Here is a 17049-nt window from a genome sequence, read left to right as displayed (position 1 = left end):
CGAATAAAATGGCCGATAAAGAAAAGGGATCTGGAAAGTTCGGTTCAATCCTGCTTTTTATCATTATCCCGCTGGTTTTTCTGATCATCGTTGCAAGCATCGTCCTTTGGGCTGCCGGCGTAGATGTGATGAAGCCGATTCAGGAAACAGCCGCAAAAACGCCTGTTTTAAAAGAATTGGTTCCCGAAACGAAAGAAACAAAAAGCGCAGCGGAAAAGCAGAAGGAAGACCGAACGGCTTCTCTTGAAAAGACCATAAAGGAACAAAAAAGTGAAATCAACATTTTAAATAAAGATTTGGACACAAGCAAATCCGAAATCGACAATCTGAACCAGAAAATCCGTTCATTGAAACAGGAAGCTGAACAGCAGCAGAAAACGGAACAGCAGCAGAAAACGGATGAAACGAAAAAAGACGCTTCGGGTTCAGCGGGAAAAGATAAAATGATCAACATCTATAAAAGTATGGACAGCGGTAAAGCGGCAAGCATTATCGTAAAGCTGAAAGAAAAAGAAGCCCTCGATATTTTAAACGGACTAAGTAAAAAGCAGCTTGCTGAAATCTTGACGAAAATGACTCCTGAACAAGCGGCTAAATATACAGAAAAACTATCCGCTGACGGAAATAAGGAGTGATGTAAGTTGAAGCTGCTTGAAATAACGGGGAATCGCACGCAGACTGCGCAAAACAGCAATGTGAAGATGAATGTAAACAGCTTAGGCCTATTTCAGAACCGGCTTCTGTCGGAAATCACTTCTCAACAGAAGCCCGGAGATGAGGCGAAAACAAGTGATGCAGAGCTGAATGATGCTCTCTCGAAAATCGGTGATTGGCTGAAAGCCGGCCCGCAAGATAAAGAACTTCAGCTGAAACAGCTGCTTGAGGCTGTCAAAGCCCTTGAAGGAAAGCAACCGGCTGAAACCGCTCTTCCTTTATTGAAGCAGCTTGCTGAATCTGTTGAAGACATGTTAGCCGGCAAACGGCATGGGGTGAAGCCTGAAAAGATTGAGCCGGGTTCTCCCGCTAATGACGGGGATTCCGGGCGAGACGCGCTTGAAACGGGCCTCCTTTTCATTCAAGAAGCCGCAGCCCAGCTATTTGCGCACCAAGAGAATCAGCCGGACAGCGCACAGGCAAAGGCGGTTTATCAGGAAGGTGACCGTTTATTAGCGGCGTTGAAAAAACAAGGCGTACCGGACCGCGTGATTCAAGACCTGCGGCAGACGCTATTTCCGAAAAATGAATCTGCATCTAAGCTTTATTCTATGTCTACCGCTGAGCTGAAGAGCTTTCAAAGCGTCGCTGAGCAGCTTGCGGGCCTTTCTCAAAAAGGAACAAAGGAATGGAATATGGCTGAAACTGAGCTGAAAGCTTTTGTGTTATCTCAATCATCTGAATCATCCCAAGAGTCAGCCGGGAAAACGGAACAGCAAAACAGCGGCACGATTTCTCAAGTGAAAGCATCTGACAGCAAATTGTCCGAGCATATACTGTTTTCGGGAACGAGAAGTCTTGCCGGCATTCAGCAAGCGTCCGCAGGAGCCGAACAGCCGCCGGCAGAAAATAAACCGTTAACAGACCAGGTCATCAGCGGCTGGAAACAGATGAAATACACGCCTTTCGGGAAAACGACCGGAAGCTTTACGATTCGTCTTAATCCTGAGAACCTCGGTTTTGTCACGATTAAGGTGACAAACGAAAACGGGATGTTTCAAAGCAAAATAATCGCATCAAGCCAGTCTGCGAAAGAGCTGCTGGAACAGCATCTTCCTCAGCTGAAACAGTCGCTTCCGAATATGTCGGTCCAAATCGACCGTTTTACCGTCCCGCTTCAAAGCGGGGATCAGCAGCCGGTTTACGGTCAGACAGCCGATCACAATAAACAGCAGCAGCAGGGACAGAGAGAGCAGAAAAACCAGCAGCAGTCTGGTGATTTCGGAGATATGCTGGAGGAGCTTTCTCTCAATGAAATGGAGGAAGAATAGTTGACTTCTGTAAACTCGGATTATGCCGCAGCGGGCGCTTCTAATACGAAGAGCACCGCCGCCGTAAACAGCAGCACGAATTTAGGGAAAGACGAATTTCTAAAGATCTTAATGACGCAGGTTCAGAACCAGGATCCGCTCAATCCGGTTGATGACAAAGAATTCATCAGCCAGATGGCAACATTTTCTTCATTGGAGCAAATGATGAATATGAATACGACGATGACTAAATTTGTAGCAAATCAAGATCCGTTTACGATGTATGTGAACTGGATCGGCAAAAATGTCACATTCAGCGACAGCGACGGGAAGGATCAGACAAGCCCAGTCAATTCAGTCAAGCATTCAAACGGCAATTACGTGCTCGTGCTTGAAAATGGCAAAGAGGTCAGTCCGTGGAATGTCACGGCCGTCAGCGAAACATCTAAATAAAAAGAAAACCCAGGGGGAATTTAACATGTTACGTTCATTATATTCCGGTATCAGCGGCATGAAAAACTTTCAGACAAAACTAGATGTAATCGGCAATAACATCGCCAACGTCAACACAGTGGGATTTAAGAAAAGCCGCGTTACGTTTAAAGATTTGATCAGCCAGACAGTCGCCGGCGGTTCAAACGTGACCAATTCAAAACAAATCGGCTTGGGTGCCGCGACTTCTTCCATTGATGTCGTTCATTCAACCGGCGCCCCGCAGGCTACACAGAATAAAACCGACCTAGCCATTGACGGAGACGGCTACTTTCAGATTAATACAGGTGCGGGAATCGTTTACACACGTGCGGGGAATTTTGGGAAGGACAATAAAGGCAACCTTGTTACGACTGACGGCTACTACCTTGAAAAAATCGGCGGGGGCAAAATCAATATTCCGACTGACGCGAAAGATTACAGTATCGGTGCAGACGGAACCGTTACATACACTGATGCAGGCGATGCGGTTCATGATGCCGGACAAATCGGTCTGGTCACGTTCCCTAACAGCGCCGGTCTGGAAAAAATCGGAGGAAACCTTTACAGACAATCATTAAGTTCAGGAGCTGCGAGTGCTGTCACCGCTCCGGGCGAAAACGGCTCAGGTAAGCTTTTGGCAGGCTATCTTGAAATGTCAAACGTTGATCTGACAGATGAATTTACCGAAATGATCGTTGCTCAGCGCGGTTTCCAATCAAACTCAAAAATCATTACGACTTCAGATGAAATCCTTCAGGAGCTGGTTAATCTGAAACGGTAAGGAGGGAGGGGAGGCGGTAAGGCCGCTTCTCCGAATTGAATGATTCAAGTCACCCGTTTAAACGGCCAGCCTTTTACGCTGAACGCGCTGTTTATCGAACAGATTGAGTGCTTCCCCGACACGACGATTACGCTGTCCAACGGCAAAAAGTTCGTAGTGAAAGAACCGGAAGAAGCAGTTCTTAAAAAAGTCATTTCGTTTTACCATAGCATACAAATATTTTCACTGGATCAGGGAATAGAGGAAGAAGAATGAAAAAAAAATTAGTCATTATTATGCTGATTATTTTAATTGTCGTTGCCGGCCTCGGAACGGCAGCATATTTTGTCGTCAGCGGACATTCAGACAAAGACAAAAAGCCTACAATCGATGAAGTCGTTGCAGCTACTGTGTCTGTCGATGATATCACGACGAACTTAAAGTCCGACAGCATCATCCGCATCGGCATCAAGCTTGAAACCGACTCGGAAAAAGCGAAGGAAGAACTAGAAAAACGCGATTTTCAGGTGAAAGACAACATCATTTCCATTTTAGCCGATACAAGCGCCGGAGAGATTGAGGGAGATAAAGGAAGAGAAGCGTTTAAACAATCCTTAAAAGAAAAAGTAAACAGCTATCTCCAAGAAGGAAAAGTTCAGAAAGTGTACATTACCTCCTTTAATCTGCAATAAAAACAAATTTGACAGAATACGGAGGTGAAGAAAATGTCAGGAGAAGTTCTCTCTCAAAATGAAATAGACGCACTGCTTTCAGCCATTTCGACGGGTGAGGCGGATGCGGAAGAGCTGAAAAAGGAAGTTAAAGAGAAAAAAGTAAAAGTATATGATTTTAAACGGGCGCTCAGGTTTTCGAAAGATCAGATACGGAGTTTAACCCGGATACATGATAACTTTGCGAGGCTTCTCACAACACACTTTTCCGCCAAGCTCAGAACGTATATCCATATATCTGTCAGCTCAGTTGACCAGGTGCCGTATGAAGAATTTATCCGCTCCATACCGAACATGACGATCCTGAATTTGTTCGATGTTCATCCGATGGAAGGCAGGATCATGATGGAGGTTAATCCCACCATCGCATACGCCATGCTTGACCGCGTCATGGGAGGCATCGGCATCACCCATAACAAAGCTGACAATCTTACGGAAATAGAAACGAACATTATTTCTAATTTATTTGAAAATGCACTGGGCAACTACAAAGAAGCTTGGCAATCCATTGCTGATATTGATCCTGAAATGACTGAATTTGAAGTGAATCCTCAGTTTGTACAGATGGTTTCGCCAAATGAAACCGTCGTGGTCATTTCTCTCAATACGCAGATCGGTGAAATCAGCGGTGTCATTAATCTTTGTATTCCCCATGTCGTGCTTGAGCCGATAATCCCTAAGCTTTCCGTACATTATTGGATGCAATCAGATCGGAATGAAGCGAAGCCCGAAGAAACAAAGTTGCTTGAAAAGCGCATCATGACGGCACAAATTCCCGTAGTAGCTCTCTTGGGAGCTTCTGAACTGACAATAGAAGAATTTTTAAGTTTGGAAGCCGGGGACTGTATAACTCTGGACAAATCAGTGACTGATCCTCTTACTGTATTGGTCGGAAACAAACCGAAGTTTTTAGGGCAGGCCGGCCGGGTGAATCGAAGACAGGCAGTGCAAATTTTAGATCACGACATAAGAGGTGAACAAGATGAACAATAGATTATCTCAAGATGAAATCGATGCTCTTCTTAATGGCACAGGAAGTCAAGAGGATACAGAACAGCCTCAAAAGGCGAACTTGTCTGAACTTGAGCGCGATGCGATCGGAGAAATCGGGAATATTTCATTCGGCAGCTCGGCTACGGCGCTGTCCACTCTTTTAAATCAAAAAGTGGACATTACGACACCGAGTGTGACCGTCATTTCAAAAAGCAAAATCAGTGATGAATTTCCTCATCCGTATGTTGCCATTGAAGTGAACTACACAGAAGGATTTGACGGCAGCAATTTGCTCGTCGTAGAACAAAGCGACGCAGCCATCATCGCGGATTTGATGATCGGCGGAGACGGCCAAGGCGCCGATCCGTCACTCGGGGAAATCCACCTGAGCGCCGTGCAGGAAGCAATGAATCAAATGATGGGCTCGGCTGCTACGTCGATGTCGACCGTATTCAGTAAAAAGATCGACATTTCTCCGCCGCGGGTTGAACTTCTGGATGTGACGGAAGAAAAAGGGACGGACAGAATACCGGAGGATGACCTGCTTGTAAAAGTTTCATTCCGCCTGAAAGTCGGTGAATTAATCGATTCGAGCATCATGCAGCTTTATCCGCTTACGTTTGCGAAGGATCTGATCGCGGAGCTGATGAATACAGATCAGCCTGTGGCAGAAGCCGCAGAAACCGTGTCAGAACCGCAGGAAACATACGAAACGCCACAGCAGGAACCGGCCGTTCAGCAGGAACCGCAGGCAAAACCCGAGCTTCCGAAGAGACAGGGAACCGCTAAAAAAGCTGCTCCCGTTCAAGTCGCTCCGGTGGAATTCCAGGCGTTTGATCAAAATGCAGCGGCGGCGCACGGTTCAAGAAACAACCTTGATATGCTGATGGATATCCCGCTTTCCGTTACGGTCGAGCTCGGCAGAACGAAGAGAAGCGTCAAAGAAATCCTTGAACTTTCTGCGGGAAGCATAATTGAGCTTGATAAGCTGGCGGGTGAACCCGTTGACATCCTGGTCAATCAGCGGATCGTAGCAAAAGGCGAGGTCGTTGTCATAGAAGAAAACTTCGGCGTGAGAGTTACTGACATTTTAAGTCAGGCAGACCGCCTTAACAATTTAAAATAAGCGAACATAGAGGAGAGAAACAGATTATGGCACACAGAATTTTAATTGTAGACGATGCAGCATTTATGAGAATGATGATCAAGGATATTTTGGTGAAGAACGGTTTTGACGTTGTAGCTGAAGCTTCAGACGGAGCACAGGCGGTCGAAAAATTCAAAGAGCATTCACCCGACCTTGTGACAATGGATATTACAATGCCTGAAATGGACGGGATTACCGCATTAAAGGAAATTAAACAAATCGATCCGCAGGCGAAAATCATCATGTGTTCGGCAATGGGCCAGCAGTCAATGGTCATTGACGCGATTCAAGCCGGCGCAAAAGACTTTATCGTGAAGCCGTTCCAAGCGGACCGCGTGCTTGAAGCCATTAATAAAACATTAAGCTAAAGGGTGTACGACTGTTGAAAAAGAGTCATGGTTTACTAGCTTTGATTTGTTGTTTCGTTTTACTCAATGTACATCCGTTCCCTGCTTTTGCGGCGGAGTCTGATAATTCCACCGTCAACGAATGGTTTGACAAACAATCAACAAACAAAACAGAGAAAAAAAACGATACATCGAAACAAACGGCTGATCAAGAGATAGGGGATGCTTCTGCATCTTCTGTCTCCGCTTTTGATTTTGTAAAGATGATTGGGGCGTTATTATTTGTCATTCTGCTGATCTATGGATTTGTCAAACTGATGAATAAAAGAAACCGTCTGCTGAAGCCGTTTCAATATGTAGAAAATATCGGCGGAACGTCAGTCGGCCAAAACCGTTCCGTGCAGCTGATTAAAGTGGGAAACAGCGTACTTGTGGTCGGTGTCGGCGAGACGATACAGCTTTTAAAAGAAATTGAAGATGAAAAAGAGCGCGAGGCGATTCTGAGCCAATACGAAGAGGCGATGTCCTCAAAAGTGGAATGGAACAAACTCGTAAAGCCGCGTAAGGATGGAGAAAAAAAGCCGCAAACGATGCTTCCGTCGTTTTCAAAAGCGCTGAAAGAACAGCTGAGCGAGCTGAAACAAAGCCGTTCTGAAGGAAAAAAGAAAGGCCCGTATCATCATGAATGAATTTATTAATCTTTTTAATTCAAGCAGTCCGACCGAAGTCAGTTCTACTGTTAAGTTACTGCTGCTTTTGACCGTCTTTTCAGTGGCTCCGGGTATTTTGATTTTGATGACCTGCTTTACGAGAATCGTCATCGTCCTGTCTTTTGTGAGAACCTCACTGGCGACGCAGAACATGCCTCCGAATCAGGTATTAATCGGTCTTGCACTGTTCTTGACGTTTTTTATTATGGCTCCGACTTTTTCAGAGATTAATAAGGATGCCTTAACGCCGCTGATGAACAACAAAATCAGTCTCGATGAAGCATATACAAAAGCCGAGAAGCCGATTAAAGAATACATGAGCAAGCATACAAGGCAAAAGGATCTGGCGCTGTTTATGAACTACGCCAAAATGAAAAAGCCCGAATCGATTCAGGATATTCCTTTGACGACGATGGTGCCCGCTTATGCGATCTCGGAACTCAAGACCGCTTTTCAAATGGGCTTTATGATTTTCATTCCGTTTTTAATTATCGATATGGTCGTGGCGAGCGTCTTAATGTCAATGGGAATGATGATGCTTCCGCCGGTCATGATCTCTCTGCCCTTTAAAATATTGCTTTTCGTTTTGGTCGATGGATGGTATTTAATCGTGAAATCTTTGCTTGACAGCTTTTAGGGTAGGTGCTAATTGTGAGTTCAGAATTTGTAATTTCCATGGCGGAAAAAGCCGTATACGTAACATTGATGATCTGCGGGCCGCTGCTAGCGATCGCGCTGATCGTCGGTTTGCTCGTCAGTATCTTTCAAGCGACAACTCAAATCCAGGAACAGACGCTTGCGTTCATTCCGAAAATCGTGGCGGTAATGCTCGGACTGATCTTTTTCGGTCCTTGGATGCTGTCGACGATTCTTTCGTTTACAACTGATCTGTTCTCTCATCTGAACCGATTTGCAGGGTAGAATCAAATGAATTCCATCATTGATTTATTTCCCGCTTTTTTATTGGTTTTTATTAGAATTTCTGCTTTTTTTGTAACGGTGCCGATATTCGGGCACCGGAATCTGCCGGCGGTTCACCGAATCGGTTTTGCTTTCTTTCTTTCGGTGATCTGCTTCAGTACGCTGAAACATGCGCCGTCAGTTGACATAGGGGAACAGTATATGCTGCTTGTCATAAAAGAGGCCGTTGTGGGCTTGAGCCTCGGGCTGATTGCTTTCATGATGCTGGCAGCCATTCAGATCGCGGGTTCCTTTATTGATTTTCAGATGGGTTTTTCCATCGCGAATGTCATTGATCCGCAATCAGGAACGCAAAGCCCGCTGATCGGCCAATTCGTTTATACGCTGGCGCTGTTATTTATGCTCAGCGTAAACGCCCATTATCTATTATTGGACGGGATTTATTACAGCTTTCAGTATATTCCGCTTGATCAGGCATTTCCGTCGTTTGGAAATGAGCACTTTGGACTTTTTATCGCAAAAAGCTTCAATGCCATGTTTATTATCGCTTTTCAAATGTCTGCGCCGGTTGTAGCCAGTCTGTTTTTAGTTGATTTGGCGCTTGGCATTGTGGCGAGAACGGTGCCGCAGCTGAACGTTTTCGTTGTCGGGCTTCCTCTTAAAATAGCCGTGAGTTTTATTATGCTTATCGTTTGTATGGCGGTGATGTTTGTCCTCGTCCGCAATATCTTCAGCCTTACCGTTGAAACAATGCGAAATTTATTGGCATTGGTCGGTGTGACGTGATGAGACTCAGACTGAATCTGCAATTCTTTGCCGGTGAAAAAACGGAGAAAGCCACCCCGAAAAAACGAAAAGATACAAGAAAGAAAGGTCAGGTCCCGAAAAGTACGGATGTGAATACAGCCGTTTCTTTACTGATTATCTTTCTTTCGCTGATCGCGCTCGGCCCTTACATGCGGGACAGGCTGCTGTCCTTTATTAAAACGTTTTATACGAAATCGATAGCATTAGATCTGTCAGCGTCTAACGTACATGAGCTTTTTGTGGATACAGTGAAAGATATCAGCCTCATCCTTGCGCCGATTATGCTGGTCGCGCTTGTGGCAGGTGTCGTGAGCAACTACATGCAGGTGGGTTTTCTGTTTTCTGCGGAAGTTCTCAAACCTGACCTGAACAAGCTCAGCCCGCTGAAAGGATTTAAGCGGATATACAGCATGAGGGCGATTGTTGAACTGGTTAAATCGATTTTGAAGATTGCCGTAGTCGGTTTTGCCGCCTTTATGGTGCTCTGGCTGCATTATGGCGATATTCTCCGTCTTCCGCTTTTAACGCCTGCGGAAGTGCTCACATTCGTATCTAAGCTCACTCTTTGGATGGGGCTTGCGGGTTCAGGGGCTTTAATGCTGCTGGCCGGGCTCGATTACTTATATCAGCGTTTTGACTATGAGAAAAACATCAGAATGTCAAAGCAGGATATAAAAGATGAATACAAAAAATCGGAGGGCGACCCGATTATCAAGTCCAAAATTAAGCAGAAGCAGCGGGAAATGGCGATGAGGCGAATGATGCAGGAAGTGCCGAAAGCTGATGTCATCATTACCAACCCGACCCACTATGCGATCGCTCTAAAATATGATGAAAAGAAAATGGATGCCCCTTACATTGTTGCCAAAGGGGTCGATCATCTCGCATTAAAAATCAGGCAGATCGCCAAAGAACATGAGGTCATGACGATTGAAAACAGGCCGCTCGCGCGTGCGTTATATGATCAGGTTGACATCGACCAGGCCGTGCCGGAAGAGTTTTTCAAAGTCATTGCGGAAATTTTGGCTTATGTCTATAAAACAAAACAAAAAGTATAGTGAATTTCAGATTCAAAAGGAGAGAAAAACAGCATGTCAACAAGAGATTTATCGGTTTTAATAAGTGTTGTCCTCATTGTGGCAATGCTGGTGATTCCATTCCCTCCATGGTTGTTAAGTATATTGATCATCATTAATATCTCTCTTGCGTTGATCGTGCTTCTCACCACAATGAATATGCAAGAACCGCTGCAATTTTCGATATTCCCGTCATTGCTGCTGTTATTGACGCTGTTTCGGCTTGCGCTCAATGTGTCGACGACTCGTTCGATTCTTTCTCACGGAGAAGGGGGAAAGGTTGTTGAGACATTCGGGAATTTCGTTGTCGGCGGAAATGTGCTGGTAGGGCTTGTTGTCTTCATTATCTTGATTATTATTCAGTTTATCGTCATTACAAAAGGCGCCGAGCGGGTATCGGAAGTGGCGGCGAGATTTACGCTCGATGCGATGCCCGGAAAACAAATGAGTATTGACGCCGATTTAAACGCCGGCATGATTACGGAGCAGGACGCGAAACACAGACGTGAAAAAGTCGCCCGGGAAGCGGATTTTTACGGCGCGATGGACGGTGCGAGCAAATTTGTCAAAGGGGATGCGATCGCGGGTATCATCATCGTGATGATCAATATTATTTTCGGGATCGTAATCGGCATGCTGCAGCAGGGGATGAGCATACAAGAAGCTGCTTCTCACTTTACAATGCTGACGGTCGGTGACGGTATCGTTTCTCAAATGCCGGCTTTGCTTATTTCAACGGCTACGGGGATTGTCGTGACGAGAGCGGCATCTGAAGGGAACCTCGGTCATGATATTACAGGCCAGCTGTTCGCTTATCCGAAGCTCTTATATGTAGCCGCAGGAACTGTTCTTTTGCTTGGTCTTCTCACGCCGATCGGCATTCTGCTGACGGGGCCGATTGCCGGTCTGCTTGCATTCGGCGCTTATAAGCTGTCCAAAACGGATAAGCCGAGCGAAGAAGAGGAAGAAATTCTTGAAGAAGAGGCTCAGGCGGATGAACTGAAAAGCCCGGAAAGCGTTGTGCAGCTTTTACATATTGATCCGATTGAATTTGAGTTCGGATACGGACTGGTGCCGCTCGCAGACGCGGGGCAGGGCGGTGATCTTCTTGACCGCATCGTCATGATCAGACGACAGCTGGCGCTTGAATTAGGGCTTGTCATTCCGGTTGTGCGCATCAGGGATAATATCGCGCTTCAGCCGAATGAATACAGATTGAAAATTAAAGGCAATGAAGTCGCTAAAGGAGAGCTCCTGCTTGATCATTACTTAGCGATGTCACCGACGCCTGAAGATGACGTGATTGAAGGAATTGAAACGATTGAACCGTCATTCGGGCTTCCCGCAAAATGGATCAGCGAAGCTGCAAAAGATGAAGCGGACATGCTGGGGTATACAGTTGTTGATCCGGCGTCAGTCGTATCTACGCATATTACGGAAAAAATTAAGCAGCATGCCCATGAACTGGTCGGCAGACAGGAAACAAAGCAGCTGATCGATCATCTGAAGGAAAATTATCCTGTGCTTGTTGAGGAAGTCACGCCAAATCCTCTTTCTGTCGGCGATATTCAAAAGGTGCTTGCTAAATTGCTGAGAGAAAAAGTTTCAATCAGAAACTTGGTGACCATTTTTGAAACACTTGCCGATTACGGAAGATTAACGACCGATTCAGATCTTTTGACGGAATACGCGAGACAGTCGCTCGCCAAACAAATCACGGCCCAATATGCGAGAGACCATGAAACGCTGAAGGTCATCACATGCTCAGGCCGGGTCGAAAAAGCAATTGCAGACGGCGTGCAGCAGACTGAACAGGGCAATTACTTGTCGCTTGATCCTGAGGTTTCAGATAGTATCATCCGTTCTGTCGCTAAAGAGGCCGAGCAGCTTTCTATCCGGCAGGAGACGGCGATTCTTCTCTGTTCGCCTGCTGTCAGAATGTATGTAAAACAGCTGTTAGAACGCTATTTCCCTGATCTTCCGGTTCTTTCTTATAATGAGCTGGAAGCAAACGTTGAAGTACAGAGCATTGGAGTGGTGGATATTTAATGAAAATAAAAAAATTTACAGCCGCTTCAATGCAGGATGCCGCGAAGCAAATTAAAAAGGAACTCGGCAACGATGCCGTCATTTTACATTCCAAACAAGTAAAGAAGCGAAAATGGCTTGGGCTGCGGTCACAGCCGGCTGTTGAAGTGGTCGCTGTTTTAGATCGTGACGTCAGAGAAACGAGAAAAACGCCGCCGGCTGCCGATGAAGACATGAAAAAGACGGAAACGGCGAAAAAAGCCGAGCCTGTTCAGCCGCCGCGTCTTCAGGATCATGCTGCATCCGGTGATCTGGTGCGTTATAAAGAAGTGCTCCCCGAACCAATAAAAAAAGCCGAGAGACTACTGAAGCAAGCAGGTCTTCCTGATTACACGCAAAACGCCGTTTTGAGTGAATTGCTTCGTTCTTCGATTGCCACCGGTGATTTAACTGAAGACAATGTCAGCCCGAAATTGCAGGATTTGTTAGTGGAAAAACTCCCCTCAGCAGACAGGTGGCAGGAAGGGATTCAATCAAAATACGTCGTGCTTTTCGGTTCAACCGGGGCCGGCAAAACGACCACACTTGCAAAACTTGCAGCCGCATCAACGCTGACAGAGCACAAAAAAATTGCATTTATGACGACGGATACTTACCGGATTGCCGCAGTCGAACAGCTGAAGACATATGCGGAGCTGCTTCAGGCTCCTCTTGAAGTATGTTATTCAAAAGAAGACTGTCTGAAGGCGCAGGAAAAATTCGCTGAATATGACCATGTTTTCATTGATACAGCCGGAAGAAACTTTAAAGAAGAGCAGTATATTACGGAATTACAAGAGATGATTCCGTTTGAAGCAGGCTTACAATCCTTTCTCGTATTATCTTCATCTGCAAAATATGAAGATATGAAACAGGTGCTGAAACAATTTTCCGGTGTGCCGGTCAATCAATTCATTTTTACGAAAACGGATGAAACCGCCTCACTCGGCTCCGTGTTTCAAGTGCTTTCTGAATCGAGAATCGGGGCCGCCTATTTGACAAATGGACAAGATGTGCCTGAAGACATCCTGTCGGCTTCACCAGAACAATTTGTCAGGATGCTTTTGACATGAAACCCGATCAGGCAGAGTCATTAAGAAGAAAAATGAGACAGCGGCAAATGGCCAAGCCGGAGCTGTATGAAAAAAAAGCGAAGACATTAGCCGTCATCAGCGGCAAAGGCGGTGTCGGAAAATCTAATTTAACATTAAACATGGCCGTTGCCCTGCAGGAAAAAGGAAAAAAAGCACTCATCATTGATCTTGACATCGGGATGGGCAACATTGATGTGCTGATCGGTGCGGCATCTGCACGCACTATTATTGATGTGATGGAGAATCGGTACGCGTTGGCTCAATCACTGTCCTCCGGTCCGAAAGGCCTTCACTACATATCCGGAGGAACGGGGCTTGAGGCGATTTATCAAGCTGACAGAGAGAAGTGGTCAGCATTTATGAATGGTCTTTCCGCTGTATTAAGCGATTTTGATTACGTTCTGTTTGATATGGGAGCGGGACTTTCAAAAGAACAGCTGCCGTTTATTTTATCGGCAGAAGATATTCTCGCCGTGACAACGCCTGAGCCGACGGCAATTATGGATGCCTACAGCGCGATCAAACATCTTACCCTCGCGGATGAGCGGCTGACCGTAAACATTGCCGTCAATCGCGCTCGGACCCAAAAACAGGCGCTGGACACGTACAGCCGTCTTTCTTACGCGATTCACACGTTTTTAGGCGCGGAGGTGCGTTTCGCCGGCTCCATCCCGGATGATCCGCTGGTAAGTCAAGCTGTCATTGACCAGGTGCCTTTTTTAATAAAAAGTCCTCAAGCAAAAGCCAGCAAGTCCGTCCGTCTTCTGACGGATGTCTTGTTTCAAACGGAAGAAAACAAACCAAGAGAAGAGAAACCGGCATTTATTGAGAGATTATCTTCTTTTTTAATGAGGAGGACTTTACAGTGATTCGTGTGCTTGTCGTTGATGACTCAGCTTTTATGAGAAAAATGATTACCGATTTTCTGGCTGCGGAAGTGCAGATAGAAGTCATCGGGACAGCCAGAAACGGAGAAGAGGCGCTGAAAAAAATAGAGCTTCTCAAGCCGGATGTTGTCACGCTTGATATTGAAATGCCGGTCATGAACGGAACGGATACATTGCGGAAAATCATCAGCACATACAAACTTCCCGTAATCATGGTATCAAGTCAGACGCAGCAAGGAAAAGACCGAACGATCAACTGTCTGGAAATGGGTGCCTTTGATTTTATCACCAAGCCTTCCGGAGCGATATCACTTGATCTTTATAAAATTAAAGAACAGCTGATTGAAAGGGTGATTGCCGCGGGACTGTCCCTCGCAAAAGAAACTGAGCCGGCGGTGAAAGAGCCCCTCACCCCGGAACGTCCGGCTGCTGTGGGATTTGAGAGGCCGAAAGCAAAATCTGCTAAGCAGGCCGTATTCATTGCGACCTCTACAGGCGGACCGCGGGCTTTGCAAAAGGTGATTCCGAAGCTGCCGAAGGATTTACAGGCGCCTGTATTTGTCGTGCAGCACATGCCTGAAGGCTTTACCGCTTCACTTGCAGACAGGCTGAACCATTTGTCAGATATTCAAGTGAAGGAAGCGGAAAACGGTGAAGAGGCTAAAGACGGATGGGTGTACATCGCGCCCGGCGGAAAAAATATGACGGTTGCCGAGGAAGGCGGAAGGCTCCGTATCATTCTTGACGTTCATGATACGGAAAGCCGGCATAAACCGTCGGCCGATTATTTGTTTCGTTCGGCAAGCCGATTGTCCGATTATGAAAAGGTAGCCGTCATTATGACCGGCATGGGCAGCGACGGAACCGAGGGCGTAAAAGAAATGCTCAGAACAGGCGGCGTTAAAACGATTGCGGAATCCGACGAATCCTGTGTTGTGTTCGGGATGCCGAAGTCAGCGATAAAAGCGGGCCTCATTCATGAAATTAAACATGTGGAAGAAATCGCGGCATCCATCACCGGATGTGTGAAAAAAGAGAGGGTGTGAATCAATTGGATATGAATCAATATTTAGATGTCTTTATTGATGAAAGTAAAGAGCACTTACAGACATGTAACGAAAAGCTGCTGCTGTTGGAAAAAGATCCGTCAGACCTTCAGATTGTGCATGACATCTTCAGAGCTGCCCATACGCTGAAAGGCATGAGCGCAACGATGGGATATACTGATCTGGCGCATTTAACTCACTTGATGGAAAATGTGCTGGACGCCATCCGCAACGGAGAGATGCCGGTCACATCAGATTGGCTGGATGTGCTGTTTGAAGCGCTGGATCATCTTGAAGAGATGGTGCAGTCCATTATTGACGGAGGAGACGGCAAACGTGATATTTCAGAAGTGAGCGCAAAACTCGATGTAAACGCGGTGCATGAGACTGCCGCTTCAGCTGAAACAGCAGAACCGCCGGCTTCAACGAAACAGGCTTCAGCTGAATGGAATTATGATGAGTTCGAACGGACTGTCATCGAAGAGGCAGAAGAGCAAGGATTCAGCCGCTATGAAATAACGATTTCCCTGAATGAAAACTGCATGCTCAAAGCTGTGCGCGTGTACATGATATTTGAAAAGCTGAATGAAGCGGGGGAAGTCGCAAAAACGATACCCGCCGCGGAAGTGCTTGAGACGGAAGATTTCGGAACGGATTTTCAGGTGTGCTTCTTGACAAAGCAGCCTGCTGAGGAAATTAAAGACCTCATCAGCGGCATTTCAGAAGTGGAGAACGTCGAAATTTCTGTCGGCGCGCCGTTAAAAACGGCCGAAAAACCGCAAGCAGCTGAACCGGTGAAGGACGTTCCGGTTAAAAAGACTGACAAGCAGCCGAACCCGCAAGCGAAAACGGAAGAACAGCCGAAGCATCACAGCGGCTCGAAAACGATTCGTGTCAACATTGAAAGACTGGATTCTTCAATGAACCTTTTTGAAGAGCTTGTCATTGACCGCGGACGTCTTGAGCAGATCGCCAAAGAGCTAGATCACAATGAATTGACTGAAACCGTCGAACGCCTGACCAGAATCTCAGGAGACCTTCAATCTATTATTCTGAATATGCGGATGGTTCCGGTAGAAACCGTCTTTAACCGTTTCCCGAGAATGATCCGCCAGCTTCAAAAGGAATTAAATAAGAAAATTGAATTGTCCATCATCGGCGCTGAAACAGAGCTTGACCGCACGGTGATTGATGAAATCGGCGATCCGCTTGTCCATTTAATCAGAAACAGCATCGATCACGGCATCGAAGCGCCTGAAGTGCGGGTGAATAAAGGAAAACCGGAATCAGGCCATGTCGTGCTTAAAGCATATCACAGCGGCAACCACGTCTTTATTGAGGTTGAAGATGACGGGGCCGGCCTGAACAGAAAGAAAATTCTCGAAAAAGCGCTCGAACGGAATGTCATCACCGAACGTGATGCCGAAACGCTTGAAGATAATGAGATTTACGAGCTTATTTTTGCTCCGGGCTTCTCGACTGCCGATCAAATTTCTGATATTTCAGGCCGTGGTGTCGGCCTGGACGTTGTGAAAAACAAACTTGAATCACTCGGCGGTTCGGTCAGTGTCAAATCCGCGGAAGGCCAGGGTTCTCTTTTCAGTATTCAGCTTCCGCTGACACTTTCAATTATATCCGTCCTTCTCATTAAACTTGAAGAAGAGACGTTTGCGATACCGATCTCTTCTATTATAGAGACGGCTGTGATTGAAAAGAAAGATATCCTGCAGACGCATGACAGAGAAGTGATTGATTTCAGAGGACAGATTGTTCCGATTGTCTACCTGAAAAAAGAATTCGGCATTACGGATTCAAAACAGGATGCGGATCAGTTCCATGTGATCGTCGTGAAAAAGGGCGATAAATCTACCGCTTTTGTCGTGGACTCTTTTATCGGCCAGCAGGAAGTCGTACTGAAATCACTCGGAGACTATTTAACGAACGTCTTTGCGATTTCCGGCGCTACGATTCTCGGAAACGGAGAAGTGGCGCTGATTATTGATTGTAATGCGCTGATCTACTAAA

Annotated in this window: 19 protein-coding genes; all 19 read left to right on the top strand. The window is 46.1% G+C overall.

What is annotated here, in order from left to right; all coding sequences use genetic code 11:
* The first annotated feature begins 8 nt into the window (after positions 1-8).
* The 19 genes from AUL54_RS02495 to cheA are packed head-to-tail and all read left to right on the top strand — an operon-like array spanning position 9 to position 17048.
* Positions 9-635, top strand: coding sequence for a MotE family protein (locus AUL54_RS02495; protein ID WP_060962791.1), 627 nt, complete (start codon positions 9-11; stop codon positions 633-635).
* 6 nt (positions 636-641) lie between these two features.
* The gene (locus tag AUL54_RS02490; RefSeq protein WP_060962790.1) at positions 642-1985 is read left to right on the top strand and encodes a flagellar hook-length control protein FliK; all 1344 of its coding nucleotides are present in this window, start codon (positions 642-644) and stop codon (positions 1983-1985) included.
* Positions 1986-2417: a flagellar hook assembly protein FlgD gene (gene flgD / locus AUL54_RS02485; RefSeq protein ID WP_060962789.1), complete on the top strand. Its 432-nt coding sequence runs from the start codon at positions 1986-1988 to the stop codon at positions 2415-2417.
* Positions 2418-2442: 25 nt separating this feature from the next.
* Positions 2443-3219 (top strand): flagellar basal body rod protein FlgG, encoded by a 777-nt coding sequence (flgG, locus tag AUL54_RS02480; RefSeq protein ID WP_016936116.1) that lies wholly within the window; start codon positions 2443-2445, stop codon positions 3217-3219.
* A 39-nt stretch (positions 3220-3258) separates the two neighbouring features.
* Complete coding sequence (locus AUL54_RS02475; RefSeq protein WP_003154243.1) at positions 3259-3474, top strand: swarming motility protein SwrD; 216 nt, start codon at positions 3259-3261, stop codon at positions 3472-3474.
* Positions 3471-3890: a flagellar basal body-associated protein FliL gene (gene fliL, locus AUL54_RS02470; protein ID WP_016936115.1), complete on the top strand. Its 420-nt coding sequence runs from the start codon at positions 3471-3473 to the stop codon at positions 3888-3890. The genes AUL54_RS02475 and fliL overlap by 4 nt, the downstream gene beginning before the upstream one ends.
* A 33-nt stretch (positions 3891-3923) precedes the next feature.
* Positions 3924-4922 (top strand): flagellar motor switch protein FliM, encoded by a 999-nt coding sequence (gene fliM / locus AUL54_RS02465; protein WP_047475000.1) that lies wholly within the window; start codon positions 3924-3926, stop codon positions 4920-4922.
* Positions 4912-6048, top strand: coding sequence for a flagellar motor switch phosphatase FliY (fliY, locus tag AUL54_RS02460; protein ID WP_060962788.1), 1137 nt, complete (start codon positions 4912-4914; stop codon positions 6046-6048). Before fliM ends, fliY begins: the two co-directional genes overlap by 11 nt.
* Before the next feature lie 26 nt (positions 6049-6074).
* The gene (cheY, locus tag AUL54_RS02455; protein WP_003154238.1) at positions 6075-6437 is read left to right on the top strand and encodes a chemotaxis protein CheY; all 363 of its coding nucleotides are present in this window, start codon (positions 6075-6077) and stop codon (positions 6435-6437) included.
* A 14-nt stretch (positions 6438-6451) separates the two neighbouring features.
* Complete coding sequence (gene fliZ / locus AUL54_RS02450; protein WP_060962787.1) at positions 6452-7105, top strand: flagella biosynthesis regulatory protein FliZ; 654 nt, start codon at positions 6452-6454, stop codon at positions 7103-7105.
* Entirely contained in the window at positions 7098-7763 is a 666-nt protein-coding gene (fliP, locus tag AUL54_RS02445; RefSeq protein ID WP_016936111.1) for a flagellar type III secretion system pore protein FliP, read from the top strand. Before fliZ ends, fliP begins: the two co-directional genes overlap by 8 nt.
* 14 nt (positions 7764-7777) lie before the next feature.
* A complete protein-coding gene (fliQ, locus tag AUL54_RS02440; protein ID WP_013352270.1) occupies positions 7778-8047 on the top strand; it encodes a flagellar biosynthesis protein FliQ in 270 nt (89 codons plus the stop codon).
* Positions 8048-8053: 6 nt separating this feature from the next.
* A complete protein-coding gene (fliR, locus tag AUL54_RS02435) occupies positions 8054-8833 on the top strand; it encodes a flagellar biosynthetic protein FliR (protein WP_016936110.1) in 780 nt (259 codons plus the stop codon).
* Complete coding sequence (gene flhB / locus AUL54_RS02430) at positions 8833-9912, top strand: flagellar biosynthesis protein FlhB (protein WP_060962786.1); 1080 nt, start codon at positions 8833-8835, stop codon at positions 9910-9912. Before fliR ends, flhB begins: the two co-directional genes overlap by 1 nt.
* A gap of 33 nt (positions 9913-9945) precedes the next feature.
* Positions 9946-11979, top strand: a complete 2034-nt coding sequence (flhA, locus tag AUL54_RS02425; RefSeq protein WP_060962785.1) for a flagellar biosynthesis protein FlhA — start codon at positions 9946-9948, stop codon at positions 11977-11979.
* Entirely contained in the window at positions 11979-13070 is a 1092-nt protein-coding gene (gene flhF / locus AUL54_RS02420) for a flagellar biosynthesis GTPase FlhF (RefSeq protein WP_060962784.1), read from the top strand. The genes flhA and flhF overlap by 1 nt, the downstream gene beginning before the upstream one ends.
* A complete protein-coding gene (locus tag AUL54_RS02415; protein ID WP_060962783.1) occupies positions 13067-13960 on the top strand; it encodes a MinD/ParA family protein in 894 nt (297 codons plus the stop codon). The genes flhF and AUL54_RS02415 overlap by 4 nt, the downstream gene beginning before the upstream one ends.
* Entirely contained in the window at positions 13957-15024 is a 1068-nt protein-coding gene (locus tag AUL54_RS02410) for a protein-glutamate methylesterase/protein-glutamine glutaminase (protein ID WP_060962782.1), read from the top strand. Before AUL54_RS02415 ends, AUL54_RS02410 begins: the two co-directional genes overlap by 4 nt.
* A gap of 5 nt (positions 15025-15029) precedes the next feature.
* Positions 15030-17048: a chemotaxis protein CheA gene (gene cheA, locus AUL54_RS02405; RefSeq protein ID WP_060962781.1), complete on the top strand. Its 2019-nt coding sequence runs from the start codon at positions 15030-15032 to the stop codon at positions 17046-17048.
* The last annotated feature ends 1 nt before the right edge of the window (position 17049 follow it).

It is taken from the genome of Bacillus sp. SDLI1, assembly GCF_001553895.1.
Classification (GTDB): domain Bacteria; phylum Bacillota; class Bacilli; order Bacillales; family Bacillaceae; genus Bacillus; species Bacillus siamensis.
The sequence above is the reverse complement of the archived record's forward strand: the minus strand, read 5'-3'. Positions and strand labels throughout refer to the sequence as shown.

What these genes read in the sequence shown, in the direction of transcription:
- AUL54_RS02495 (WP_060962791.1), top strand. Translation starts at nt 9, where the DNA reads ATGGCCGATAAAGAAAAGGGATCTGGAAAGTTCGGTTCAATCCTGCTT.
- flgG (WP_016936116.1), top strand. Translation starts at nt 2,443, where the DNA reads ATGTTACGTTCATTATATTCCGGTATCAGCGGCATGAAAAACTTTCAG.
- AUL54_RS02475 (WP_003154243.1), top strand. Translation starts at nt 3,259, where the DNA reads ATGATTCAAGTCACCCGTTTAAACGGCCAGCCTTTTACGCTGAACGCG.
- fliL (WP_016936115.1), top strand. Translation starts at nt 3,471, where the DNA reads ATGAAAAAAAAATTAGTCATTATTATGCTGATTATTTTAATTGTCGTT.
- fliM (WP_047475000.1), top strand. Translation starts at nt 3,924, where the DNA reads ATGTCAGGAGAAGTTCTCTCTCAAAATGAAATAGACGCACTGCTTTCA.
- fliY (WP_060962788.1), top strand. Translation starts at nt 4,912, where the DNA reads ATGAACAATAGATTATCTCAAGATGAAATCGATGCTCTTCTTAATGGC.
- cheY (WP_003154238.1), top strand. Translation starts at nt 6,075, where the DNA reads ATGGCACACAGAATTTTAATTGTAGACGATGCAGCATTTATGAGAATG.
- fliP (WP_016936111.1), top strand. Translation starts at nt 7,098, where the DNA reads ATGAATGAATTTATTAATCTTTTTAATTCAAGCAGTCCGACCGAAGTC.
- fliR (WP_016936110.1), top strand. Translation starts at nt 8,054, where the DNA reads ATGAATTCCATCATTGATTTATTTCCCGCTTTTTTATTGGTTTTTATT.
- flhB (WP_060962786.1), top strand. Translation starts at nt 8,833, where the DNA reads ATGAGACTCAGACTGAATCTGCAATTCTTTGCCGGTGAAAAAACGGAG.
- flhA (WP_060962785.1), top strand. Translation starts at nt 9,946, where the DNA reads ATGTCAACAAGAGATTTATCGGTTTTAATAAGTGTTGTCCTCATTGTG.
- flhF (WP_060962784.1), top strand. Translation starts at nt 11,979, where the DNA reads ATGAAAATAAAAAAATTTACAGCCGCTTCAATGCAGGATGCCGCGAAG.
- AUL54_RS02415 (WP_060962783.1), top strand. Translation starts at nt 13,067, where the DNA reads ATGAAACCCGATCAGGCAGAGTCATTAAGAAGAAAAATGAGACAGCGG.